The organism is Hyphococcus sp., assembly GCF_965267305.1.
Classification (GTDB): Bacteria; Pseudomonadota; Alphaproteobacteria; order Caulobacterales; family Parvularculaceae; genus Hyphococcus.
Window position 1 is genome coordinate 1,866,913 of record NZ_OZ253945.1, and the last position, 24,406, is coordinate 1,891,318.

17 protein-coding genes are annotated in these 24,406 nt (G+C 57.8%); 5 read left to right on the forward strand and 12 right to left on the reverse strand.

Translation table 11 applies throughout. The features are described from left to right. Positions 1–29: 29 nt before the first annotated feature. The 7 genes from ACQY5P_RS08880 to ACQY5P_RS08910 form a co-directional block, all read right to left on the reverse strand. On the reverse strand, positions 30–1,187 hold the full coding sequence (locus ACQY5P_RS08880; RefSeq protein WP_428410390.1) for a flagellar hook-length control protein FliK: 1,158 nt from the start codon (positions 1,185–1,187) through the stop codon (positions 30–32). A 142-nt stretch (positions 1,188–1,329) separates the two neighbouring features. Continuing rightward, positions 1,330–2,214, reverse strand: coding sequence for an SDR family NAD(P)-dependent oxidoreductase (locus tag ACQY5P_RS08885; RefSeq protein WP_428410391.1), 885 nt, complete (start codon positions 2,212–2,214; stop codon positions 1,330–1,332). A gap of 86 nt (positions 2,215–2,300) precedes the next feature. Further along, positions 2,301–3,029, reverse strand: a complete 729-nt coding sequence (locus ACQY5P_RS08890) for a TetR/AcrR family transcriptional regulator (RefSeq protein WP_428410642.1) — start codon at positions 3,027–3,029, stop codon at positions 2,301–2,303. A gap of 24 nt (positions 3,030–3,053) precedes the next feature. Beyond that, positions 3,054–4,649 carry a long-chain-fatty-acid--CoA ligase gene (locus ACQY5P_RS08895; RefSeq protein WP_428410392.1) on the reverse strand — a complete coding sequence of 532 codons (1,596 nt, stop codon included), beginning with the start codon at positions 4,647–4,649 and terminating at the stop codon, positions 3,054–3,056. After that, the gene (locus ACQY5P_RS08900) at positions 4,646–6,295 is read right to left on the reverse strand and encodes a carboxylesterase/lipase family protein (RefSeq protein ID WP_428410393.1); all 1,650 of its coding nucleotides are present in this window, start codon (positions 6,293–6,295) and stop codon (positions 4,646–4,648) included. Before ACQY5P_RS08900 ends, ACQY5P_RS08895 begins: the two co-directional genes overlap by 4 nt. Further along, positions 6,295–7,650 (reverse strand): spinster family MFS transporter, encoded by a 1,356-nt coding sequence (locus ACQY5P_RS08905; RefSeq protein WP_428410394.1) that lies wholly within the window; start codon positions 7,648–7,650, stop codon positions 6,295–6,297. The genes ACQY5P_RS08900 and ACQY5P_RS08905 overlap by 1 nt, the downstream gene beginning before the upstream one ends. A gap of 3 nt (positions 7,651–7,653) precedes the next feature. Next, positions 7,654–9,915 carry a TonB-dependent receptor gene (locus ACQY5P_RS08910; protein WP_428410395.1) on the reverse strand — a complete coding sequence of 754 codons (2,262 nt, stop codon included), beginning with the start codon at positions 9,913–9,915 and terminating at the stop codon, positions 7,654–7,656. Between the two features lie 352 nt (positions 9,916–10,267). Here ACQY5P_RS08910 and ACQY5P_RS08915 point away from each other — a divergent pair, with 352 nt between their 5' ends. The 4 genes from ACQY5P_RS08915 to ACQY5P_RS08930 all read left to right on the forward strand — a co-directional run bounded on the left by ACQY5P_RS08915 (position 10,268) and on the right by ACQY5P_RS08930 (position 15,156). After that, positions 10,268–12,184, forward strand: a complete 1,917-nt coding sequence (locus tag ACQY5P_RS08915) for a DUF3604 domain-containing protein (RefSeq protein ID WP_428410396.1) — start codon at positions 10,268–10,270, stop codon at positions 12,182–12,184. After that, positions 12,174–13,085 carry a peptidyl-prolyl cis-trans isomerase gene (locus ACQY5P_RS08920; RefSeq protein ID WP_428410397.1) on the forward strand — a complete coding sequence of 304 codons (912 nt, stop codon included), beginning with the start codon at positions 12,174–12,176 and terminating at the stop codon, positions 13,083–13,085. The genes ACQY5P_RS08915 and ACQY5P_RS08920 overlap by 11 nt, the downstream gene beginning before the upstream one ends. 7 nt (positions 13,086–13,092) lie before the next feature. Continuing rightward, the gene (locus ACQY5P_RS08925; RefSeq protein ID WP_428410398.1) at positions 13,093–14,079 is read left to right on the forward strand and encodes a HupE/UreJ family protein; all 987 of its coding nucleotides are present in this window, start codon (positions 13,093–13,095) and stop codon (positions 14,077–14,079) included. Positions 14,080–14,280: 201 nt separating this feature from the next. Then, entirely contained in the window at positions 14,281–15,156 is an 876-nt protein-coding gene (locus ACQY5P_RS08930) for a methylenetetrahydrofolate reductase (RefSeq protein WP_428410399.1), read from the forward strand. Positions 15,157–15,169: 13 nt separating this feature from the next. Here the strand turns inward: ACQY5P_RS08930 and ACQY5P_RS08935 are convergent, their stop codons facing one another. Both ACQY5P_RS08935 and ACQY5P_RS08940 read right to left on the reverse strand, forming a co-directional pair. Next, positions 15,170–16,321, reverse strand: coding sequence for a sialidase family protein (locus tag ACQY5P_RS08935; RefSeq protein WP_428410400.1), 1,152 nt, complete (start codon positions 16,319–16,321; stop codon positions 15,170–15,172). A gap of 23 nt (positions 16,322–16,344) precedes the next feature. Then, a complete protein-coding gene (locus ACQY5P_RS08940) occupies positions 16,345–17,589 on the reverse strand; it encodes a sialidase family protein (protein WP_428410401.1) in 1,245 nt (414 codons plus the stop codon). Between the two features lie 189 nt (positions 17,590–17,778). On the opposite strand from ACQY5P_RS08940, the gene ACQY5P_RS08945 reads away from it, so the two are divergent. Beyond that, a complete protein-coding gene (locus tag ACQY5P_RS08945) occupies positions 17,779–19,029 on the forward strand; it encodes a sialidase family protein (RefSeq protein WP_428410402.1) in 1,251 nt (416 codons plus the stop codon). Positions 19,030–19,178: 149 nt separating this feature from the next. On the opposite strand, the gene ACQY5P_RS08950 is transcribed toward ACQY5P_RS08945, so the two are convergent. From ACQY5P_RS08950 to ACQY5P_RS08960, 3 genes are all read right to left on the reverse strand, one after another. Next, on the reverse strand, positions 19,179–20,168 hold the full coding sequence (locus ACQY5P_RS08950) for an amidohydrolase family protein (protein WP_428410403.1): 990 nt from the start codon (positions 20,166–20,168) through the stop codon (positions 19,179–19,181). Positions 20,169–20,348: 180 nt separating this feature from the next. Continuing rightward, positions 20,349–22,889 (reverse strand): TonB-dependent receptor, encoded by a 2,541-nt coding sequence (locus tag ACQY5P_RS08955; protein ID WP_428410404.1) that lies wholly within the window; start codon positions 22,887–22,889, stop codon positions 20,349–20,351. 284 nt (positions 22,890–23,173) lie between these two features. After that, positions 23,174–24,097, reverse strand: coding sequence for an amidohydrolase family protein (locus ACQY5P_RS08960; protein ID WP_428410405.1), 924 nt, complete (start codon positions 24,095–24,097; stop codon positions 23,174–23,176). Between the last annotated feature and the right edge of the window lie 309 nt (positions 24,098–24,406).

A 24,406-nucleotide genomic window follows, 5' to 3' on the forward strand; every position in this document is an offset into this window, starting at 1 on the left:
GTCCTGAACTCCTGAACCTTGCGTCCAACTTAAAGGAAAATACCGTCGTTCTTGCCGTCCTGCTGCTGCGGATCGTTCGCTTCCTGACGGCGGGATGCAGAGGCATTATCGTCGGCGGTATTATCGTCGCCATTGCGGCGGGCTTCATCGCCGGATGTAAACTGATCCATCGCCCCGCCATCCTGCTGCTGAAAATAGAGATGCTCACGGTCGAGTTGCACGCCCGCCGATTGCAGCGATTGGTGCAGGGCGCCGGCCGCCTGGCGCATGGATTCGACGGCCGCAGGATTATCTGCGGTAATCACCACCTTTGCAGCGCCATCACGAATTTTAAGCTGAACAGAAACCTGCCCCAGCTCCGCCGGATGCAACTGAAAACGGATATGCTGCATGCCGCCGCGAACCGCATGGGTCAGTTGCTGCGCCACCTGCGCAACAATATTCTGGGCGCCTGATTGGACGCTGGGGGCAGACGGTTTCACGCCGCTGGCTTCAGGCGCAGACCCCGTAGAGATCGCGCCAGTCGCCTCCCGCAGGGCGAGCTCGCTGGATTCTCTACCAGGGGCCAGTTGAACCTGGATTTCCGCCAGCTTGTCTTGAACCGGCTTCGCAGCGGCTGACGCGCCTTTGAGCAGAGCGTCCTGGTTCTTGGCAGTTACGGCCTCCGGATTTTGCGCAGCCTTGCCTTCGAGGCGCGCCTCGCCATCTACGGTCGCCATTTCCACGAATTCACTCGCAGGCGCCGCGTTTTGCAATGGCGACTTTTGCGGACTCACCGGGACCATCCCAGTTTTCGCAGTCACGAGAGGAGTAATTCTTGGCGCCTGTTCAGCTTTAGCCGCGATGTCATTGGTATTTGGCTGAACGCCGCTAAGCTGCGTGATGATCTGGCCGTTTGCAGGCGCTTTTCCGGCGCCATTGGTCAGCGCCGCTTGCGCTGCTGCTGCATCAGCAGCGAGCGCCTGCGCGGAAACGGGACCGCCGGCTTTCAACGGCGTTGCTTGAGATTCAGCGCCTTCTCCCACAGGCTTTGTTTCTCCGCGCGCCGCTGAAAGAAGAGAGGCGATCAGCCCCGCAAAGCCGCCTTCCGCTGGGGCTTCGCCGGATTTTTTCTGACCTTTTGCTCCACCCTGCTCTCCCGAAGCGGAGGACGCAGGCAAACGCAAATTGATATTTCCAAGATCCATCAGCCAACCCAAAACACCGCTTCCTATTGCAGGCGTTGGGGGTGAAACTGGCGTAAAATATAAAAATGTAGCGATCAGCAGCAGACAGACGCGTGACAGGTGAAAAATCCGGCTCCTAAAAAACGGAGCCAGATCAATATGGTTAACCGTCTACTAACGCATTTTCCTTGGCGCTGGCGAGCTCCCGCTCCAATTGCGAAAAGCCGTAAGCGGGAACGATTTCGTCCTTGCGATCGCTGATTTTATCCCAGCGCTCGAAGACTTCATCGCCGGCGCCCTCGCCTCCGCCCACATAAGCCCCTTTGGTGAGGGTGATGTTGGCGCGGGCGAAATGCCCTGCGCCGGCGCACAGGATCGCCCGGGTCGGCGCGTCTTCGCTTGTCAATGCGAGAAGACCGGGGCTCACAAGTTCAGGCTTCAGTCTATTCAGCGCCTCTTCAGGAAGGAGACCATCGGTCATTTGCGTCGCCGCTGTCGGCGCAAGACAGTTGACGCGAATTTCGTATTTCTCGCCTTCGATCGCCAGCGTCTGCATTAAGCCGACCAAAGCCATTTTCGCCGCACCGTAATTCGCCTGACCGAAATTGCCGTAGAGCCCGGACGAAGACGTGGTCATGACGATACGTCCATAAGCTTGCTGGCGCATGATCTCCCAAAGCGCCTTCGTGCAAATCACCGCGCCCATGAGATGCACATCGACCACAAGGCGAAAGTCTGCGAGGTCCATCTTCGCGAAACTCTTGTCACGCAGGATCCCGGCATTGTTGACAAGGATATCGGCGCGACCCCAGGCCGACATCGTCTGATCGACCATAGCCGCGACCTGGTCTTCGTCCGTTACGGAAGCTGCAAAACCAACCGCCTCGCCGCCCATGGCGGTGATCTCTTCAGCCACCTTTGCGGCGCTTTCTGCGTTCATGTCATTGACGACGATCTTCGCCCCATGCCTAGCGAGCAAAAGCGCGTGTTGACGGCCCAATCCGCCGCCAGCGCCAGTCACAATCGCAACCCTATCCTGAAGTCTCATTCGACCACCCTTCCTTACGCTCCTTTTTTATTAACTCACTTGTGAGTTAATAAATTCATCAAAGTTATTCATAAGAAATCCCGCCTTTACGCTTTCCGCTCTGCCTTGCGTTGCTGGCAAACCTCCAGAAAGCCCGCCGCCATGAAGGTCGCCATGCGCTTTTTCACCGCGCGAAAATCGTCAGACTTGCAAAGCCCGTTCGAGAGTTTGTCGATCCGCCCTGTTCGCGCCAGCGTTAGCATCAGCGCCCCTGTGACGAAGTGATAGCCCCAGAAGATATCTTCTTCGGAACAATCTGGCAGCGCCTTTTTCAGAATGTCGATCAGCCGCAATACTACGGGATCGAAATGCTGGTCCATCATTTCAGCGCCCCATTCCGGCGTGTTGGCGACCTGGGAAGCAAGCGCTGCATAGTTTCTCCAGCCCTCGCCGCCTTCGATATAGAGATCAAGGTCCGTATCCAGAAATGCGCGCAACGCGCCTTCGACGGTGGGCTTGCCTTTCGTCTTCTTGTCGTACTCATCGAGGACTTTCATGCGCCGCTCGCTGGTCACGACAGCGCGGCGTTCGAAAACAGCGTCAAACAGCTTCTTCTTGTCATCGAAATAATAATTCAGCAGCGTGTGATGAACCCCAACGCCTTTCGCGACATCCTTCAGCGTCACGCCATAAAACCCGTGCTTTGAAAAAAGAAACTCCGCCGTGTCGAGAATTTGCTCAATCGTCTCGGCGCGCTGCTCCGCCTTGGTCAGGCGTTTCTTTTTGGTTTTCGCCGCCGTGGACACAAATATCGCCTTTCCGTTCTCGCGCCGCATGCCGCAGCAGAAATGCAGCATGATTCATGCGCTATTGTACTCGGACCTCAGGCGCATTTTGTCAATTTTTCCTGTCGGCGCGAGCGGCATGGTCTGCACACGCACCACCTCATCCGGCAGCCACCAGGAGGCGACTCGGCCATGCAAAGGCTCGAGAAGCTCCTCGTCGCTGATCGACTGGTTTTCCCGCAGCTCCACCAAAAGAATAGGCCGCTCGCCCCATTTGGGATCGGAACGGCCAATAACCGCCACCAGCGACACCTGAGGAAGCGCCCCGACGACAGTCTCGATCTCAACCGGGTTTATCCACTCCCCTCCCGATTTTATCAAGTCCTTGGCCCGGCCAGTGATGATGAGGTTCCCGTCATCATCAATTTTAGCGAGATCGCCGGTATCGAACCAGTTGTTTTCGTCAGTCGCCCGCTCCCGGTGTCCGAAGTAACGGCTCACCACCGCCGCGCCGCGCACATGCAGCCGGCCTTCGGCGTTTCGCTGCTCGGGCAATTCTTCGCCTTCAGAGTCTTTTAAAAGGAGATCAACGCCAATGCCTGGCCGGCCGGAAACCGAGGCGTCCCTAGAGACATCAAGCGGGGACGCGCTGGTTCCCAAAGGTGAAAGCTCGGTCATTCCCCAACTGGTCTGCACGATCACGCCGAGCCGGCGTTCAATCCTCTTCATCAGCGCCGGCGCCAGGGCCGATCCGCCGACGATAATCCGCTTGAGCGACGGCACATCGCCGCCATTGGCTTCGAGATGCTCAACAAGGCCGAGCCAGACCGTTGGCACGCCGACGGCTACGGTCACATTTTCCGAAACGATGAGTTCAGCCAGGCTCGCGCCATCGGTCGCCCGGCCCGGCAGGACAAGCTTTGCGCCCGCCGCGGGCGTCGCAAAAGGCAGGCCCCAAGCATTTGCATGAAACATCGGCACGACAGGCAACACAACATCGGTTGAGGTGATGGCGAAAACATCCGCATGCAACAGCCGTAATGTGTGAAGAAAGCTGGACCGGTGGGTATAAGTGACGCCTTTCGGGGCGCCGGTTGTGCCCGATGTAAAGCAAAGGCCAGACGCTGCGTTCTCGTCGAACTCACCCCACACGACATCATCCGCCGCAGCAGCCAACATTGTTTCCAGCGCCGCCATCGACGCAGTGAGATTTGCGCCTTTGAGATCTTCAGGAAGCGCGCCGTCAATGACCAGCAGATGCGCGACCGAAGGAACGCTTTCGATGATCTGTTTTGCTTTTGTCAAAAGGTCGGCGCTGACAATCAGCACCCGCGCTTCGGATTGTTTCAGCATGGCGGCGAGTTCGCCGGCGGTCTGGCGGGGGTTGAGCGTGTGACACACCGCGCCCATGCCCATGATGGCGTACCACGCCTCCATATGGGATTGCGAGTTCCAGGCGAGCGTGGCTACGCGATCACCAAACCTAACGCCAAGATCGGACAGCGCGCCGGAAACGCGCCGCGCCCGAGCGCGCAAAGGCGCATACCCAATCCGGTCGACGCCGCCATCCCCCCGAGCGGTTACAACCTCGACATTAGGGTGCCACTTCGCTGCGTGATCGATGAACTTGTCCAGGGTGAGCGCATATGTCTGCATCGCGCCGTCTATCATTTGCACTCCTGGACTTGCGGCGGCAAAGGCGGCGAAGCGACGCCGACATTCCAGTTCCATGCGATGCCCGCGGCGCGGCGGCGGCACATAATTTCCTCATGCAGCTCATACATGCCCGGAAGCAGGTGCGTAGCTCTGCCTTCGGGCGCATCCGCAAAAAGCATGTAAGCTTCATCAGCGGAATAGGGCCGCCATTCATGTTCGCCCGGCGCGCTTGGAACGCCGTCGCGCGCAAAAGAAACCCAGTAATTGAGCATGGCGTCCGACATTCTTTTTTCCGCCGGCGTATCGGGAATATCCGGCCAGGTCGGCGTCGTCTCTTGGATCGTGCCAAAGACGAAAGGGATTTCGCTGGCGTGAAAGGCATGTAGTCCAGCCTCGTCCGCCGCCGGATATCCATGGTCAAAGATGTAGAGATATCCCGCTTGGCCAATCTCTGTCTGATTGCGCGCGAGACGTTCGGAGGTCCATCCATACATCGCATCACGCGTCGTCGCGAGCATGCTTTCCTCGACATTTTCGGGCGGATACTGTTTCAGAAACGCTTCGGCGAGTTCGCCATAACGGGCGCGAATTTCAGCTTCATATTCTTTTGCGTTTTTCGGCGCTTTCGGCAGAAGGGCGCGAAGGGAGCGGATTTCGCCGCTGTTGAAACCCGCGATGATCGGAACAGGCGCCTGCTCGCCGTGATCGAAGACATTGACGATTTCATCGGGAAGGACAACGCCGTCCACAACACCCCATGCGACATATCCCGCCTTCACCGATTCCTTGATGACTGTATCGGCGTCCATCGCGCGCAACTCGGCGATATTCTTCGCCCCAAGCTTGTCCGCTATATAAAGGCCCACGGCTTCGGCTGGCGGCACGCCGTAACGCGCCTCCTTCAATGCCGGCGTAGAAATCATATAGGCGCTCTGGGCGATGGCTTTGTGGAAGAGACCGCGCGCCGGCGGCGAGGTCATGAGATACATGACGCTGAGCGCGCCCGCGGACTCGCCGGCGATCGTCACATTGTCCGGATCGCCGCCAAACGCCTCAATATTTTGCTGAACCCATTCGAGCGCCGCGATCTGGTCGAGATGACCGTAATTGCCGGAAACATTATCGGGAGATTCGGCGCTGAGTTCTGGATGCGCGAGATACCCCAAAGCGCCTAGACGATAATTGATGGAGACAACGACGAGGCCGCTTTCGGCGAGCGCTGCGCCGTCATACATGGAAAGGCTGTTTGCGCCGCCTCTTAAGGCGCCGCCGTGAATCCATACGAACACCGGCGCGTCTTTCGCGTTTTCCGGTTTCCAGATGTTCAAAGAGAGACAGTCTTCGCTGATTGCTTTCAGATTTTCTGCATAGATGCTCGTGGGATCGGCGCGGAATTGCACACAGGCAGGGCCGTATTCCACCGCAGCTAATTCGCCTTCCCACTGCGCCGCCGGCGCAGGCGGCTTCCAGCGCAGATCCCCAACAGGCGGCGCCGCATAGGGGATGCCTTTAAACGCCTCGATACCATTTAGTTCGACGCCTCTGATCGATCCCGCAGGCGCGTCAACAACCGGCCTGCGCTCCTCACCGGCGTCAGCATGAGCGCAGGCGGCGGGCGCCACCATAAAAGCGATCGCCGCAAAACGTGTGAAAAAAGACATCAGGCATCTCCTCCGGTTGCAGCAGCTTCACGGCGTATCGCCCGCGCGAGCAGGAGGAAGATCGCCACCGCGATAAAATAAAACGGAATGAGTGTATAAAAAGCGAGCTGGAGGGAATTGTCGGGATGGCTGGCGCGGAAAAAATCGCTGGCCATGCCAAGATAGGTCGGCCCGAAGCCGAGGCCGATCAAATTCATCACCAGAAGCAGCAAGGCGCCGGAGAGAACACGCTGATTCGGGCGCACTTCCTCCTGCACCAGCGCCACGGCGGGCGAGAGATAGAAGTAATTGAGACCGGTCGGGATCGCGAGAAACGCCAGCGCCAGAGGCCATGTGGGAGCCCAGACGAAACCGATAAAGAACGGCACGGCGAGCAACAGACCGACGGCAGGCACATAGGCGTATGCAGTTTTGGAGCGCTTGCCGAGCCAATCGACCAGACGGCCCGAAGCATACATGCCCGCACTGACGCAAATCCCTACCAGCAGCGCGTAATAAATCGCGACCTCGGCGAGCGTCATGCCCTTCTCACGCATGAGGAAAAGCGTCGTGAAATTGATCACTGCATAGGTGACGAACTGCGTGGCGCCGCTGCCCAGCGCCATCAGGAATAAGACAGGCCGGGTGAAAAACATTTTGCAGGTGGGCCAGAATTTTGCGGCTGATAACTTCGCGGCAGGCCCTGAGGCGTCAGCCTTCGCGACATCAAGCCCGCCCCGCGCCGGTTCCTTGACGAAAAAGAAAACGATAATGGCGGTGACGACTCCGATGGCGCCCACGAGAATGAAGGCGTCCCGCCAGCTATAGGCGTCGGCGATCGAGGCGCCGAAGGCCACGCCCAGCGCCATCCCGATGGGGGGCCCCATATTGTAGATGCCGAGCGCGCGGCCGCGCGTGCCGGAAGGAAAGTAATCGGAAATGATCGCGTAAGACGGTGGAACGCCGCCCGCCTCCCCCACGCCCACTGTCATTCGTGCGATGACAAGCTGCGGAAAGGTTTTCGCAAGACCGCAAGCGATGGTGGCAGCACTCCACAAAAAACACGCAAAAGACAGGACTTTCACACGATTTGTCTTGTCGGCCAGCCAGCCAACGGGAATCGCGATCAAGGTGTAGAACAACGCAAAATAAAGACCGGTGATCAGTCCAAGCTGTCCGTCGCTGATATGAAGATCGTCCTGGATCGGCTTCGCCAGAATCGACAGGAGCTGCCGATCCAGAAAGTTCAGCACATAGACGAAACACAAGACGCCAAGCACCCAGGCGCGGGCGCCGGGCCCTGCTGTTTGTGCAGCAGGACCCGAAGCAGACGCGGATTTCGCATCAAGCTTTTGTACTGACTCTAAATTCGCCACGGCTTAGTAGTCGTAACCGATGCGAATGCCGATTGTCCGCGGGCGCAGCGTGCTGGCCCGAGCATCGGCAAAGGCTTCCGGATGACGGTAGATGATCGAGTGATCGTCGAAGAGGTTCTCGACATAGGCGGTGACCATGAGATTGTCTCCGACCTCCGCACCAAGCGACAGGTTCACGTTCTGATAGGGCTCGGTAAAGCCATAAGTCGGCGCCTGCGCGTTCGGATTGCCCGGAACATTCGGGAACTGGTTGGGGAAGTCCCCGACATGCTGGAAGTTAGCGGCGAAGAAGCCCCGCACATTCTCCGAAATGTCTGTCGTATATTTCAGATACGCCGCGCCCTGGAAGGTCGGGAAGGCGAGCGAAGCGCCGAGAACCGCGCCAGAGATCGCGGCCTCTTCATCCGTGAGCTCGGTGACTTCCGTATCGTTCACCGATCCGTTGATGCCGATCGAAAGACCTTCCACGGGAAGCGCATTAACCTCAAATTCGAAACCCTTGCTGCGCGCCTTGCCGATATTTGTGGCGAACTGCACTGAATCCGATACCCGGTTCGCCTGCACCTGAATGTTGCTCCAGTCGATCAGATAACCGGCAAGGTTGGCGTTGAGCTTGCCGTCAAACCAGCTTCCCTTGAGGCCAATCTCGTAGTTTTTGAGTTTGTCCGACGAGGCGCCGTCAGGAATGACAATGTCGGTGGGATCAACGGCGCTCGGCAGCCCCGCACGCGCATTGACGGCCGGTGCGCGGAAACCCGTCGAGTAGGTCGCGTAGGTCGTGATGTTGTCCACCGGCTTGAACGACGCGCTGAACTTGTAAGACGGACCAGTCTCTTTGCCGACCTCGCCTTCCGCCGGCATGATCGGCGTTATCGTCAGGGGGCCGTTTATGCCGAAAAGCGCGTTGGTGAGATAATTGCTGTTATAGCCGCCCTCAGCGAAGCCTTGGACGTCCAGCTTGCCGTAACGGACGCCGCCGGTCAGCCAGAATTTGTCGCTGAACCGGTAGGTCAATTCGCCGAACCCTGCGAGCTCGTTAGAGACCGCGTAGTTATAAGCGCGCTGGTAATATTCATCGGGCAGGCCTGTCATGCCGCGCGCGGCGAGGAAGGCCGGATCCGAACGGTAGAAGAGATCGACGTCGCGTCTCTTGTAGTAATAAAAGAGGCCCGCCACCCACTCGATGGGGCCTTCATGCGTTGAGACAAAGCGCGCTTCCTCAACAAAAGCTTCATCATATGCATAGGCGTCGAGCGCAAAGGGAATCGCCCCTCCGAAAGTCGCGTCTAGATCAATGATGAAGGACTGATCGTAAAGCGAATAAGTCGTTGAACTCGTGAAATCGGCGAAGCCTAGCTCCAGATTGATCGTCGCGTTATAGGAATCGAGATTGCCGCCATATTTATCCGGACGTCGCGTATTGCGTGTTTCGCGGTCGCCGCCTCCGAGCGCGGGGTTGATGAGCTGGGCGTCGTCAGGATCGCTTTCTTCGTGGAGCGCCATCAGGCGCAAGGATGCGCTGTCTGTTGGCTCCCAGAGCACAATTATGCGGCCGCCCCAGTTTTTGAGCGTATTGGCGTTGTCTTCGCCGGTGCCGATATTGGTCACCCAGCCTTCTTCGTTGCGGTAGAAGCCGACAGCCCGGACCGCCAGCTTGTCATCCACGAGAGGAATATTTACCATTCCGTTGTAACGCTGGCGGAAGGAATCATCATCCGTCAGGCCGAAATCGACAAGGGTCGAGGCTTCGAACTCATTGAGATTGGGGCTCTTGGTCAAAAGCCGCACGGCGCCGGCGAGCGAACCCGATCCGAACAGCGTGCCTTGCGGACCGCGCAGGAATTCAACACGCTCGACGTCGAACAAGGTCGAATCGAGCTGCGTGGAGTTGCCATTTGCTGAAATCGGCAACTCATCGAGATAAACGGCGACCGAGTTTTGCAGATTCGCCTGATAGCCGTTGGTCGCGATGCCGCGCACGGAGAAGGTATTGAAGTTCGCGGTCGGCTTGTTGAGGACTGCGCCAGGCGTTTCGAACGCAAGCCCTTCATAACCGACAATGCCTTTTTCCGTGAGTTCGTCCTGCGTGAAGGCCGTCACGCTGAGCGGCACGTCCTGCAAGGATTCCGCCCGGCGCGTGGCGGTGACGACGATTTGGTCATTGCTCGCTTCATCGCCGCCTGACGTCCCGGCTTGCGCTAACGCCGGCCCAGACAGGATGAAGAATGCGGCCGCTGACGCGGACGCGAGAAGTCCGTTTTTCATGTTTGTACCCTCCCAGTAGGCCGGTCTTTTCGCCGACACGCATATTGTTCACGCTACCAGCGTAATTGAAAAAACATTCACTGACAAGTGTGTGAATATCTTTCTGATAGCCTCGCCCAAATATAAATTCGGCGTTAACCATTCAGGATACGGGCCTGCCTCCCTCCTAACCTCCTGGTTGTGAGGGCATGGTGAGTGCGGGGGTATATAAAGTACGCCGAATAAAGGCGCGGGCTTGGCAGGGATGAATTAAGAGCGATGGCCTTCACGGCGGAATTGACCTCAGCCTTGGCGCGCCCCAAGTTCACTCACAAGATAATTAGCAAAAAAGCGCTTATTTAGGGAAGCGACCATGAAGATCAGTTTTCAAACTGCAGCAGGCGCCGCATTGCTGCTTGTCGCCTTATCCGGCTGCAGCCACGAAGACACGCAAGACGGCGGTGGCGCCAACAGCTCAGCTCTTCAGGAAAAGCAGACGGAGGCGACACCGGAACCGGCGCCCAATCCATTACGCAATGTCTATTTCGGCGATCTTCATCTGCATACGCGCAATTCCTACGACGCTTATCTTTTCAACGTCCGCGCAACGCCCGATGACGCCTATATCTATGCAAAAGGCGGGACCATAAAACACGCGGCGGGTTTTGACTTGCGTCTCAATTCCGGACCGCTCGATTTTCTCGCCGTCACCGATCACGCCGAATATCTCGGCGTCCTGAAAGCGATCAATACGCCTGGTACGGAATATTCAAAAGTTTCCTATGCAGAAGACCTTTTCTCCGAAGACCGGGGCAAGATCATCGCGGCTTTCGGGCATTTTGTAGACAGCCTGCTCAGCGGTGAGATCATGCCCGAATTATCGGACATGACGGCGACGAGATCGGCATGGCAGGACACCGTCGACAGCGCGGCGCGCCACAATAATCCGGGCGTCTTCACCACGTTCATCGGCTATGAATTCACACCCTTGCCGGAATTCCGCAACCTGCATCGCAACGTGATCTTCGAAGACGCCAACGCACCCGCCATCCCTTTCTCTGCGCTCGATTCCCAAAATCCTGAAGACCTCTGGCGCTGGCTCGATCAAAAGCGTGCTGACGGCGTTGAAGCGCTGGCGATTCCGCATAATTCAAATGCGTCGGACGGCACCATGTTCGAGCGCACCAAATGGGACGGCCAGCCAATCGATCGCGCATATGCGGAGTTGAGAATGCGCAATGAGCCGCTTGTCGAAGTAATCCAGACCAAGGGCCAGTCCGAGACGATGCCTCTCCTGTCGCCCAATGATGAGTTCGCCGGATTCGAGGTCATGGATCTTTATGTGGGTGTGAACAAGGAAGTGACGACTTTCGCAGGCGGCTATGTGCGCGACGCCTTGAAACGCGGCCTTGAGATCGACAGCGAGGTCGGCGCCAATCCTTACAAGATGGGCATTGTCGCCGGCAGCGACGGCCACAACGCAGCGAGTCCTTATGAAGAAGACAATTACTTTGCCAATCACGGTATGCTGGACTGGAAATCCGATTTTCGCGGTTCTGTTCAGCCAGCCGATTATGAAAGCTGGGGCGCATATTACGCCGACGGCAAGCCGGCGCCGCGAACCATGGGGTCAGGAGGCCTCACCGGCGTCTGGGCGGAGGAAAACTCGCGCCCCTCGATTTATGCCGCCCTGCGCAGGAAGGAAACCTTCGGCACCTCAGGCCCGCGCATTCGCGTGCGGCTGTTTGCGGGCTACGGCTTTAACGGCGTCGATCTCGCGACGGATGAGGGCGTGCGGACAGCTTACGAGAACGGCGTGCCCATGGGCGGCGAGCTTTTGGGTAAAGCGGGGCAAGCACCGCAATTCGCCGTCATCGCCATGCGCGATGTTCATTCGGCGCCGCTGCAGCGCATCCAGATCGTGAAAGGCTGGAGGGACGAAACCGGAAAATCCTTTGAAAAAGTTTTCGACGTCGCCTGCGCCGATGGCGGCGCGGTCGGCCCCGCCACGCAACGATGTCCCGACAATGGCGCGACGGTCGATCTGCAAACATGCGCTTTCTCGCAGGACAAGGGCGATGCGGAAATAAAAGGCGTGTGGACCGATCCCGAGTTCGACCCGGCGCAAAGCGCTTTCTACTATGCCCGCGTTCTGGAAAACCCGACTTGCCGCTGGTCCACCTGGGACGCTATTCGCACCAATGTGGAACCCAACCCGAAACTCTCCAAAACGATCCAGGAACGCGCCTACACCTCGCCAATCTGGTTCACACCCGCCAATGCGCGCTAAATTTCCCTCGCTGTCGCGGATCGCGCGCGAACCGCTGGCGCAGTTCATGATCGCCGGCGCCGTCCTGTTTCTGGTGAACAGTCTCGTCAATGGAGGAGATGAACCCACCCCTACTTATGAAATCACAGTCTCCGAAGGGCGCATCCGGCAGCTCGCAGAAAGCTACCGCCTCTTGTCCGGCAGGTTTCCGAGCGAAACCGAGTTGCAAGCGCTCGTCGACGATTTCATCCAGGAAGAGATCGCCTATCGCGAGGCGGTCGCCATGGGGCTCGACGCTGACGACACCATCGTGCGTCGGCGCATGCGCCAGAAGCTTGATTTTCTCGTTGAAGACACCGCCGCCGGCGAAGAGCCAACCGAGGAGGAATTGAAAGCCTGGTTTGTGGATCATGCTGATCTCTATCGTCTCCCTCGGCGCATTTCCTTTCGCCATATTCTGGCCAACGGCGATGCCCGCGGCGACAGCGCAGAAAAAGGCGCCGCAGCTTTTCTATCGGCGTTGGAAGCTGGCGCAGAACCGGGAGGGCTCGGCGACGCCTCGATGTTGCCCGAAGCGTTGCCTTTGACAACGCAACAAGGCGTCGCCGCTCTCTTTGGCGAAGATTTTGCTGCAACTGTCTTCGAGACGCATAACGAAGAATGGTTCGGACCAGTGACCTCGCCTTTCGGCGCCCACGCCGTTCTGATTCTTTCCCGCGAAGCGGCCCGCTCCCCCGCTTTTGAAGACGTGCGCGAGAAACTGCGGGCCGACTGGGCCGATGCGAAACGCAAAGAGCGGCGCGAGGAGTTTCATGACCGCATGCGCAAGCGTTACGACGTGACAGTCAATTGGCCGGAGGCCTACCTTTCTCAAATCCCAGACGACATTGCCACCGTTTCGCATGACATGAGCGCTGAATAAAATGATAATGCGGCGTTTTCTTCTCGCATTGTCCTTTCTCATCCTTTCTGCGCCGGCGAAAGCCCATGAAGTGCGTCCGGGCTATCTGCAAATTCACGAGATCGAACCCGCAGTCTATGACTTCACCTGGAAAACGCCAGCGCGCGGCGACATGCGCCTGGCGCTGAATGTCATTTTTCCCTCTGAATGCCGGGCTGTCGGCGAGGCGCGCATGACGCCTTCGGACGGCGCCGTCATTGAGCGCTGGCGCAGCGCCTGCGAGGGCGGCCTTCCCGGAAAAGAGATCGCCATCGAAAATCTTGCAGCGAGCCTGACGGATGTGATTTTGCGTTTCGAGCCGCTTTCGGGACCGCCGAAAACCTTGCGCATCACCGGCTCTGAACCGCGAGTTGAAATCCCGGCGGAAACGCAAAACCATTCCGGCGCCGGCGCCTATTTCCCGCTTGGCGTCGAGCATATCCTTTTCGGCGTCGACCATCTGTTGTTCGTCCTCTGCCTCTTGATCCTGATCGGCGATGTGAAGCGCCTCATAGGCGCGGTGACAGCATTCACCGTCGCCCACTCCATCACCCTCGCCGGCGTCACCTTCGGCTGGTTCAGCCTTGCAATCGCACCGGTGGAGGCGTGCATCGCGCTTTCCATTGCTTTCGTGGCGGAGGAAATCATCCGGGCGCGCGAAGGCACGGTCAGCGCCACCCAGCGCTGGCCATGGATCGCCTCTTTTTGCTTCGGTCTGTTGCACGGCTTTGGCTTCGCATCCGCGCTGCGCGAGATCGGCCTGCCGGAAAGCGCGGCGCCGCTTGCGCTTTTCTTCTTCAATCTCGGCGTCGAGGCTGGGCAAATTCTCTTCATCATCGCCGTGCTTTCAGCCGTCTTTCTGTGCCAGCGATATGCGCCGGCGCCGCCCCATTGGGCGTGGCGGGCGCCGCCTTACGGCGCAGGGATCATCGCTTCGTTCTGGTTCATCGAGCGGACCGTGAGCATGTTTCTGTAATGCTCCCCGCGGCTCTGACGGAAAAACCTGTTAGCCCGGATACCCGCCCAAAGAGGAATTCCCGCTTAGGACGACAAAACCCGCCGATGCTGGAGGGATGGAACAGATTTCTTGCGCTGAAGAGCGAGCGCGGCTTGCGTCTCAAGCTATTCCTTTTCAGGATAAAGGGCTGAAAACGGCCTGGCTGAAGGGATTTGCGCCATGTCTTACGCTGAAATTCATCCCAATTGGGAGACTCTTTCCAACGATATTCTGGACGGGTATTCGCTTGAGATTACGGCGAAGGACGTGCCGGCGCTGCGCGAGGCCGCGCCTAAGATCGCCCCCCGGACGCCCATCGCCGTCACTTTTTTGCCCGGCGAGGAAATGGAAGCGCGCATTGCCGCGGTGAAGGCGGTGCGCGAGCTCGGCTTCGAACCCATGCCCCATGTGTCGGCGCGGCGCCTGACATCGGCCAAAGTCTTCGAAGACATGATCAAACGGGTGACGAGCGAATCCGGCGTCAAACGCCTCTTCGTCATAGCCGGTGATCCGCCCCATCCTGAAGGCCCGTTCGAGGATTCGCTCCAGGTGATCAAAACCGGCGTGCTTGAGCAAAACGGCATCAAGGCGATCGGCATCGCCGGCCATCCCGAAGGTCATCCCAACGTCTCTAAAGACGAGCTATGGGTGTGGATGGAAAACAAGATTGCTGAAATCCGTCAGCGCGGCATGCTGCCGATCATCGTCACGCAATTCGGCTTTTCCGCCGAACCGTTTCTCGACTGGCTCGAAGAAATGCGCGCGCGCGGCATCGACGCGCCGGTGCGCGTCGGCGTTCCTGGCCCAGCGGGCATCAAGCGCCTTCTGGGTTTCGCTGCGCGCTGCGGCGTCGGCGCCTCGGCGGCGGTCATGGCGAAATACGGCGTTTCCCTTACGCAGCTCATGGGCACGGCCGGGCCGAACAAGCTCGTCACCGCCATCGACGAAGGGCTCGACTATGAAAAGCATGGCCGCGTTCGGCTGCACTTTTATCCATTCGGCGGGCTCTCCAAGACGCTCGACTGGATTCACGAATATAGCGAGAATCGCCGCTAAAGACGCATAATCATTAAGGCGTGAAAGAAGTCCAGGCGATGTGGCGGACGCCGCCATTCATTTGCATCGCATCATCTTTGCGGTTGATGTAATAAACTGTCAGCAGCTTGCCCGGCTCCGTTTCGATGACGCGCGGATAGCCCACATCCCAACTGCCGCCATCATCGCGCAGAATCATTTCCGGGCCCCATGTGCGCCCGTCATCATCGCTCACCTTGTAGCGTACGCCCGACGGCATAGTGCGATATCCGTAAACGCAAACGACGCGCCCGTCGCGCATGGGAACGAGGTCGCCCGGCGCGCCGATGTCGTTGACGCGCGATGAAAAACCCCATGTGCGTCCGCCATCGAGGCTTTCGTAAATCTCTGTCCAGATTACGCTGCGCGCATCGCGCTGATAACGCAGGGACGCGATGACCTTGCCGTTCGGCAGCACCACGATGCGGGGGTAGAAATGCGGCAGCGGCGAGTAAGGCGATATCGACACATAGAACGGCGATGGCGGGCGCTCCTCCACCATGAAGGAGAGAAAGAGCCAATCTATGCCATTCGGCGTTCCGTATACCAGCGGACGCGGCGAGAGCGCATCCGGCGAATTCGTCTGGCAGCCGAGAAGATGAACGCCGTCCTCGCGCGCCGCATACATGGGCGAGCCGAAATTCGTCAGCGACGGCAATTCATATTGCGGCAGGATGATCGGATCGCGCCAGCTTTTGCCGCCATCGGTCGAGGCGCGCAGCCAACTTTTCGCGTCCCTGCCGAACAGCGACGGAACACCGCCGCCCATCAGCAGCGTATCGCGGCTGGAAAAATCAAGTGGCGGCAGACCTGACCAGTCGGCGGCTTTACCGCCCGGAAAATCCTTCGGCCCTTTCCATGACATGTCAAAAACTGCCTGAACGCTGGCGGGGTCCCAATTCCGCCCGTCATTTTTCGATCGTATGGTGACAAGATGCGCAGGCTTTTGCGCGATCTGGCCATGATCCACGTCATCGGCGCCTTCATAATTGTTCCGCACACGCTTGAAACTCGCGACAATGTCGCCATTACCGGTTTTCCAGAGGCCGCAATAGAACGGCCAGCCGCAATATTCGTTCTCGTCGCGGTAGACGACGCCATGTTCGGCGCGCTTATCATGTTGCGGCGGTTTGAAACTATCGGCCATCTCGTTCAGTCAATGCCCCCTGTTCACGGCCGGAATTTCGTCCAGGCGATATGGCGCACGCCGCCATTCACCTGCACCGGATCGCTTTTGAGATTCATATAATAGACGGTGAAAAGAACGCCGGGCTCAATCTCAATGACACGCGGATAGCCGAGATCCCAGCTGCCGCCATCGTCGCGCAGGATCATCTCCGGCCCCCATGTCTGTCCCCGATCCTCGCTGACGCGGTAACGTATGCCCTGCGGCAGAATGCGGTATCCGTAAACGCAGGCAACGCGTCCATCGCTCATTGGGACGAGATCCCCCGGCGCGCCCCAGTCATTGACCCGCGACAGGTAGTTCCAGGTGCGCCCGCCGTCGCGGCTTTCGTGAATTTCCGTCCAGATCACATTGCGCGGATCGCGCTGATAGCGCAGCGACGCCAGCATGTGGCCGCCTTTGAGGATCGTCACACGCGGATAAAAATGCGGCGCCGGCGCAAAGGGCGAACCGCCCGGATAAAACGGCGATGGCGGGCGTTCTTTGGTGACAAAGGAAAGAAACCGCCAGTTCTTGCCGTCATTCGACTGATAGACGAGCGGGCGCGGCGACAACGCCTCCGGCGACCCTGTGTTGAGGCCCAGAATATGAACGCCGTCCTCGCGCGTTGCATACATGGAAGAACCGAAAGCGGTGAGAGACGGCAGATCGTATTTCGGCAGCAGCATGGGCCGGCGCCAGGTTCGTCCGCCGTCCGTCGATGCGCGCATCCACGCTTCACCCCCAGGCGAGAAAAGACGCGGAATGCCGCCGCCCATGAGCAGCGTGTCGCGGCTGAAGAAATCGAGCGGCGGCAGATCTGACCAGTCGGCGGCGGCGCCTCCCGGAAGATCCCCCTCCTCCCGGATGTTCATGTCGAAGACTTCCTGGAAGCTGTCCTTGTCCCAAGTCTCACCATTGTCGCGCGAGCGGATAGTCCAGAGCTTGCCCCGGTTCTTCGTCAGGTTGTTGTGATCGACATCGTCATAGACATTGTATTCCGTAGGGATGCGCTTGAAGCTCGTTAACAGACTCCCATCCGCAGTCTTCCAGAGACCGCAATAATATGGCCAGCCGCAGAATTCATTTTCATTCCGGTAAACGACGCCATGCTCGGCGGTCGCATCTTCCCGTGGCGGCTGAAAGCGCTTCTTGATGGAGTTGCTGCGGGCGGCGGACGCCTCCGATGTGCTCCCGGCAAGAGCGCCCGCTACGAGAGCCGTCTTCAGTACATCGCGGCGTTCGATCATGAATTTTTCACTCTTTAACAGTCCTAAAGCATTCGCCTCAGTCAGGATTAATCCTAGATGCGCTGCGGGATTTGATCCAAGAGGCGGAGAATTTGGATGATCGCGGCCTTCGTCCGATCTTTGGTTGCATGGACGCGCGCCATTGCCCAAGGATATGCCGATTTTGAAAACAACACCGGGAGAAGCGTCATGATAGAACGCCGCAATGTCCTGATATCCGCTCTTACGGGAACCGCGATTGCGTCCGTCTCAACGCTCGCCCACGCCAAGAAATCGCCAGTCATCAAAAAATTCCTGCCGGCGCGCCCCGCCAAGGATGTCGACCACGCCGTCGTCTATCGCCGCGAAGACGAGTTCTGTTCCTGGCCCTATACGATGGGATTCTGGGAGACCGCTGACGGCGACTTTCTTCAAAGTTTCCTGTCGTTGACGGTCGCCTATGACGATCCCAACAACATCAATCACGACAATCTCGCCACACGGGCTACGGATCGGCGCATGGTGACGGTGCGCTCCACCGATAGAGGCCGGACCTGGAACGGAGACAATCCTATCATCAATATGCTCGACCGCGGCAATAACGGCGCCGAGGGATCGCTCGAAAGCTTCGGGCCGGTCAACTATCTCGACAAAGATGTGCTCATCACAAATTTCGGGCAGAACTTCGGAAAGCCGGATGCGCGCACCTACATCCAGATATCAAAAGACTCCGGCGAAACCTGGTCGCCAAAATCTTTCCTGCCGCTCGATGGGCTGAGTTCGCTCACCGGCCTCAATTCTTATCTGGTGCGCCCGGACGGGCGTTGCCTTCTCTTCCTCTTTGAATCCGCTGAGGATGGCTGGAACCGCCGTCCGCTTGTTTACGGCAGCACCGGCGACGGAACAGAATTCCGCTTTATGTCGATGATCACGCCGCAACACGATCCAAACGGAAACGCGGCGGGCGACTGGTCAACTAGCCACGCCTTTGGCGGCCATCGCTGGTTCTATCCGCGCGCCATCCTGCTGCCCAACGGCCGCATGCTTTGCATCCTGCGCTGCCAGCGCGACCCGCGCGGCACGATGTGGTCAGAGGTTTATTACAGCGATGACGGAGGCCGCACCTGGGGGTTCCTGTCGCGCGTCAATGACTGGGGTGCGCCCGGCAGCCTCGTGCGCATGAGCGACGGCCGCTTGGTCGTTGTCTATGGGTATCGTCTCCCGAAATCCGGCATCCGCGCAACAGTGAGCGAGGACGAGGGCAAAACCTGGGGCCCTGAAATCATCGTTCGCGACGACGGCGGCAGCTGGGATGTGGGCTACCCGAACGCTTTCGAGGTCGAACCGGGCAGGATTGGCGCGATTTACTATTTCAACAGCATCAACGATCCCATGCAGGTCGTGGGCGGCAGCAAGGGTGGCGTTCGCCATATCGCGCGCAGTATTTTTAGCGTCGACTGATCTGCCATCGCAACATTTACATAAAAGCAAAGCGGCCCGGATGATTTCCGGGCCGTTTTTTCTCGTCGAAAAACAAAAAAACCGGCGGCGGAAGGGAACTCGCCGCCGGTTAACCGGCGCTCATGGAAGGAACGAGCGTTGCTGCAGGACTATGCCGCCCCGCGTCCGCCGGGAATAAATAATTTTTCCGCCGTGTCGTAGAAAAGCGCCTTTTGCTGCTCCACCGGCAGCCCGCTGGCGGAATCGAGCGCATGCTGAACGAATTCCAGATCATCAACTTCGCTATTGCCGATGTCGGAGCCCCAGATCATGTGATCCGCGCCATAGACGCCAACCGTGTATTCCAGGAACTCTTTGAGTGGTGTTTTATCCGCAAGCAACATTTCGATGAGGAACGTCGTGTATTTGTAATAGATGTTCTTGTGGTTCGCGAGCTCGAGATGCTCTGGCAGGTAACCCCAGCTATCGGGACGCGCGCCATAGCGCGGGAAGCCGATGTGATCGAGAACGACGCCCACATTAGGATATTTGTCGGCAAGCTCACCGACCCGCTTGATCGCTTTGCCCGGATCGTTGCGGCTGATCGGCATCAGCGTGATGGTGAGGCCAAGTTCGTTGGCCTTCTCCCATGAGCCGGCAGCGGCATCCGTCAGAAACGGAAACTCGTTGTTCTCATTGGGAACGCCCATGAAGCGCACGCCGGCGATCCAGTTTTCTTTCGCCATTTTCTCTAGCGTCGGCGGCGTTTCCTCGGCTGTTGCGTCAAGTATGACAATCGGAATGATCCGGTCATATTCCGCAGCGATGTCGAGAAGATAGCTGTTGTCGGTGAAATATGTGCTTGAATATTGCACGCCAAGGCCGCGTTCGATCCCCGCCTCATCCCAGAACTTCAAAACCTTTTCCGCCGTCATGGGATTTTCCATGGCTTTAGCGACCATGCGTTCCGGACCGTAACGCGCCGTCTTGGCGTTGAACGGATATTTTCTCCAGTCATCGGTATAAAAATGGCCGTGACAATCGAAGAGTTTATAGGGCCTGTCTTTGGGTTTTGACGCCATGGCGGATGCCTGCTGAGCCGCAGAGCCAAAAACGCCTGCTGCGAGAGCGGAAGCAAGCACGGTGCGGCGTTCAATCATAATCGTTCCTCCAGTATTTATAGGCGCCATCAGACCGATTTCAGCGCCGATTGGCAACAAGCGCCGTTTATCAAAAAGGCGCTGGCGGGTATCGGGAGCTTCGCTCCAAGACCTGCCCAGCGCCTCTGTTTTGTTTCACCGCATGTCAATCCAGAATCGATTGAGTGGAACGGTTTTAGACTAGAACCGCTTTTTCACAGTGACATACCATTCGCGGGGCGGCGCTGGCTGACCAAGATTGGTAGGCAACCCAAACGACTGGAAGGCGATCTTGTTACGGTAATAGAATTTGTCGAAGAGGTTGGTGGCGCCGACCGAAACGTCGAAATCGTGCTCATCATTGTGGTAGGTAATCCGCGCATTGACCACGCCGTAGGCTTCCTGATCGAAGTCGGGAAGCTCCGCATTGAAGGCGGTTCTTCCCGTGAAGAACCAGTCAAGACGCGGCGTGACCGATCCGCCCATCACATTAAGGAAATCATAGGAAACGCCGGCGCTCGCCGTCCAGTCCGGCACCCGGACCACCCGTGAGATATCGTCTGCGCTCCATTTGACATAGCCCATTGAGCCGGTGAGGTGTAGATTATCGATGGGTTCGGCCTCGATTTCCGCCTCAATACCCTTAACCTTGCCCGCAACGCTATAATAATAGCTGCGTGCGACACAATTGACGCCAACGCCAGCCGCCGGGTTCATCGGCCCATCAATAGCTGCATCATAATCACGGCAGGTGAAGAACGATGTGGAGTAGCTGGTTCCATCCGGGCCGCCGGGAATGACTGTCGACGGACCTGGAACATTGCCCATAAGGTCATCCGTTAACTGAGCTTCCTGACCGGCATAGGTGCCGGGACGTTCCGTAAAGTCCATGAGGAACGCAGCGGCGTTGACTTTCAGCCGGCGATCGAAGACTTCCGATTTAAAGCCAAGTTCGTAGCTTCTAAGCGCTTCGCCCGGGGTCTGCCCTTCCTGGCCCGGTTGCGACGGGCGGACATTGAAGCCCGGCAAACGATAACCGGTGCCTGCCGATGCATAAACCATCAAGTTATCGGTGAATCTGTAGTCAATGCCGGCTTTCCAGTCCCAGCGCTCCGTCGCGATGGTCACGTCAAAAATCGTGCTCACAGGACTGGCGACAAACTCCGTCTGTCCGGGAGGCGTGGCGTCAGTGAGACTGTTGAAGTCGACGAACTTTTCATCGTCCGACCGGCGAATGCCGCCAGTGAGATTCAGACGGTCGTCAAGCAGATGGATGACAACGTTGCCGTATCCAGCCCACGCGGTCGGCTCGTATGTGTCCACCTGGAAGCGTTGCGTGCCGGCGCGCACGCCCTGCGGCTGACCGATATGGAAAGCGTCGCCCTTGTAATAGAAGAAACCGGCGACCCAATCGATCCAGTCATGCTGGCCGGTGAAGCGAGCCTCGCCGCTCCAGTGGGTTTCATCAAAAGAGTGATAGATAATGGAGTCGTTGAGCGGCGTGCCATCCGACGCAGCGCCAAAAGCCAATTCGAGCTCGCGATAACCGCCGATCAGCGAGAAGTCGATTTCATCGGTGATGGCGAAGATCGCCTTGCCCTGAAAGCCCCAATTGGTCAGCGGCACCGTATTGCCATAGCATTTGCCGCCCTTGAAGATCGAGCCGTTGTAATAGGTATTGCCCGGGATCAGTGTGCCCGCGGGGAACGGGTCGCAGAAATTGTCATAGGTCTTGTAGGGATCGTTGGTTTGGAACCGCTCGTCCCACCGGAACGGCGGATCGCCGGGGACCGAGAACTGATCGAACGCCGTAACAAAATTGGGCCGCGTCGTCGTCTGCGCATAATCAGTGTCGATGATATACTCAGCCGGGATCTCGTCATTCTGATCCATGTAATCGGCGCTGAGCGAAACCTCGATGCGATCGGTTGGCTCCCAATAGACGGAGCCGCGAATGGCGCGGGTGTCTTCGCCGCCAAGATGGTCAATGACGCAATCGTCAGGCGTTGCGCCGCCTGCATAGGTCGTTTCCGGCGTCTGGAACGGGAAGGACCCCGCGAGTTCCGGCGTGCCGTTCATGTACATCTGGCAGGTGAAATCGAGCATCTCCTGATAGCCCGTGCGCTTCTTCGACAACACGGTGACGCCGACGGCCAGATTCTCCATCACAGGAACGCTGAAGCCCGCGCGGAAGTCGCGGCGATTATAAGCGCCGACCGTCGCTTCGATTGAGGCGCTCGCTTCCGTCAGGCTGGGTTTTTTACTGACGAGGTTCACCGCGCCGGCGATGGCGTTTCGACCAAAGAGCGTGCCTTGGGGGCCGCGCAGAACCTCGACATGATCGAGATCGAGCAGATCGAACTGCGATCCGAACAAATGCGGATAATAGACATCGTCAATGTAAAACGCCGCAGCCGGCTCGCCGTTTAGCTGCGGGTCATTTTGGCCGATGCCGCGGAGGAACACTGTCACCGCAGGACCGTAAATGCCCTGCGCTTTCTGGAAATCCGCATTCGGCACGATTTTGCCGAGGTCGGCTGTCGTCGTCAGCCCTCTGGTTGCAAGCGTTTCAGATGTAACCGCCGTGATCGCGATCGGCGTTTCCTGAAGGTCCGTCGCAACCTTGGTCGCCGTGACGACAATCCGGTCTGCATTTTCGTCGTCGAGCCCTTGCGCCCATGCGCCCTGAGCCGTCAACAAGGCGCCTGTCGAGATGGACGCCAATGCAAGATTCTTAAGCATCTCCTACCCCTCCTGCTGGAATTCTATTATTGTGATTGCCAGAATCTCTATCCGAGGCCGGTGGGCGCTACTTGATCCAATCGGATCAAAATTTTGCGATGGATTTCGTTGATTGAAACGCAAAGCCTGAAACTCACCGGGTGTAGCGCATTAGCCTCATGGCGAGGCTTCATACTCTATCTACAAGCTTGCCAAGCAAGCCTCCGCCGCGATCCAGCACGCCCCCATTATTCTTCTTTTTCCGTACACTAATCTTTAAAATTTCTTAACGGCGCAATGATGCATCAATAGACATTTTTGTAGAGGCGCGCCGCATTGCCATGAAGAAATTTCTCGGCTTCCTCTTTTGTCAGGAAGTCCGCAGCGCTGCGCGCCATTTCAGTCTTTTCCTTGTACGACCAAAGCATGCTCTGGCCCACATCCGACCCCCAGATCAGCCGGTCGGGTCCGAAACTATCGACCATGCGGCGAACGAGATGCGCCGGCCTGACCTTCTCTACAGAGAGACGCTCCATATTTATCTCGGTGATTTTGAAATTGACGTTCGGCACGTCTTCGAAAATCTTGATGGTTTCGTTGATCCCGAAATCCGGCGGCGGCGGCATGACGACATCTTCGCCGTCTTCTTTCGCATAACCCACCTCCACTTGCGTCATGCCATAGGGCATGCCCCCGTGATCCACCAGAATCGGCAGGTCAGGAAACTGCTTCGCAATTATTCTTAGGAGCGGCAAATTGTAGGAGAGCTGCTTTTGATAAAAGATAATCGTCATCGGCGTGCCTAGATCGGCGCAGGCTTTCCAGACATCCATCGCCGGGGGCGAACTCATCCAGGCCGTATCCAGAATCCAGGGCCGCGTATGCGCCATGCGAAAACCGCAAACGCCGTTGTTCTTCACCATATCGCGATAGACTTTCGGCGTCGCCGGATCCTGAGTGTTTAAAATAACCACAGGATGCAGGCGGTTCGGAAAGGTCGCCGCTGAATCGATGATATAGCTGTTGTCGTACCCATAAACATGCCCACGCTGAACGAGACAGGCTCTTTCAACATCGTTCTCGTCCATCATCTCGATCAGCGCTTCGGCCGTCACCGTGTAGTTAGGCCGCTCCGGCGTTGGAAGATCCGGGGTCAGGGACTTAGGCTTGTACTTATCCCATTGGTCCGAAATCAGATGCGCATGAGTGTCAAACAGCGCAATCGTCATGACACCGTCCTCTCATACTTCTTCACCTCATTGGTCTGCCTATTTTCCAGCCGCATTTTCACTGGGTTCAACACTCCGCTACCAGAAACCATTTATCCGGGGCGCCCCGTGAGCCGCGGCGCCGGTTTAATTAAGACTGCGCAAGAGATGTGTTCACTGGCTCCGCATCCTCGAAAAACCCGTCATCCCAGATCAGGTCAGACATCGGGATTTCCTTCATGCGACCTGACTGGGATGACGGCCGACCGCAGGAATGGGAGGAGCGGACGGGCGGAAACACCTAAAATTTCTTATTCAAGACCACAGCGT

Coding starts and splice junctions, on each gene's coding strand:
- ACQY5P_RS08880 (WP_428410390.1), bottom strand. CDS start 1,187: ATGGATCTTGGAAATATCAATTTGCGTTTGCCTGCGTCCTCCGCTTCG.
- ACQY5P_RS08885 (WP_428410391.1), bottom strand. CDS start 2,214: ATGAGACTTCAGGATAGGGTTGCGATTGTGACTGGCGCTGGCGGCGGA.
- ACQY5P_RS08890 (WP_428410642.1), bottom strand. CDS start 3,029: ATGCGGCGCGAGAACGGAAAGGCGATATTTGTGTCCACGGCGGCGAAA.
- ACQY5P_RS08895 (WP_428410392.1), bottom strand. CDS start 4,649: ATGATAGACGGCGCGATGCAGACATATGCGCTCACCCTGGACAAGTTC.
- ACQY5P_RS08900 (WP_428410393.1), bottom strand. CDS start 6,295: ATGTCTTTTTTCACACGTTTTGCGGCGATCGCTTTTATGGTGGCGCCC.
- ACQY5P_RS08910 (WP_428410395.1), bottom strand. CDS start 9,915: ATGAAAAACGGACTTCTCGCGTCCGCGTCAGCGGCCGCATTCTTCATC.
- ACQY5P_RS08915 (WP_428410396.1), top strand. CDS start 10,268: ATGAAGATCAGTTTTCAAACTGCAGCAGGCGCCGCATTGCTGCTTGTC.
- ACQY5P_RS08920 (WP_428410397.1), top strand. CDS start 12,174: ATGCGCGCTAAATTTCCCTCGCTGTCGCGGATCGCGCGCGAACCGCTG.
- ACQY5P_RS08925 (WP_428410398.1), top strand. CDS start 13,093: ATGCGGCGTTTTCTTCTCGCATTGTCCTTTCTCATCCTTTCTGCGCCG.
- ACQY5P_RS08930 (WP_428410399.1), top strand. CDS start 14,281: ATGTCTTACGCTGAAATTCATCCCAATTGGGAGACTCTTTCCAACGAT.
- ACQY5P_RS08935 (WP_428410400.1), bottom strand. CDS start 16,321: ATGGCCGATAGTTTCAAACCGCCGCAACATGATAAGCGCGCCGAACAT.
- ACQY5P_RS08940 (WP_428410401.1), bottom strand. CDS start 17,589: ATGATCGAACGCCGCGATGTACTGAAGACGGCTCTCGTAGCGGGCGCT.
- ACQY5P_RS08945 (WP_428410402.1), top strand. CDS start 17,779: ATGATAGAACGCCGCAATGTCCTGATATCCGCTCTTACGGGAACCGCG.
- ACQY5P_RS08950 (WP_428410403.1), bottom strand. CDS start 20,168: ATGATTGAACGCCGCACCGTGCTTGCTTCCGCTCTCGCAGCAGGCGTT.
- ACQY5P_RS08955 (WP_428410404.1), bottom strand. CDS start 22,889: ATGCTTAAGAATCTTGCATTGGCGTCCATCTCGACAGGCGCCTTGTTG.
- ACQY5P_RS08960 (WP_428410405.1), bottom strand. CDS start 24,097: ATGACGATTGCGCTGTTTGACACTCATGCGCATCTGATTTCGGACCAA.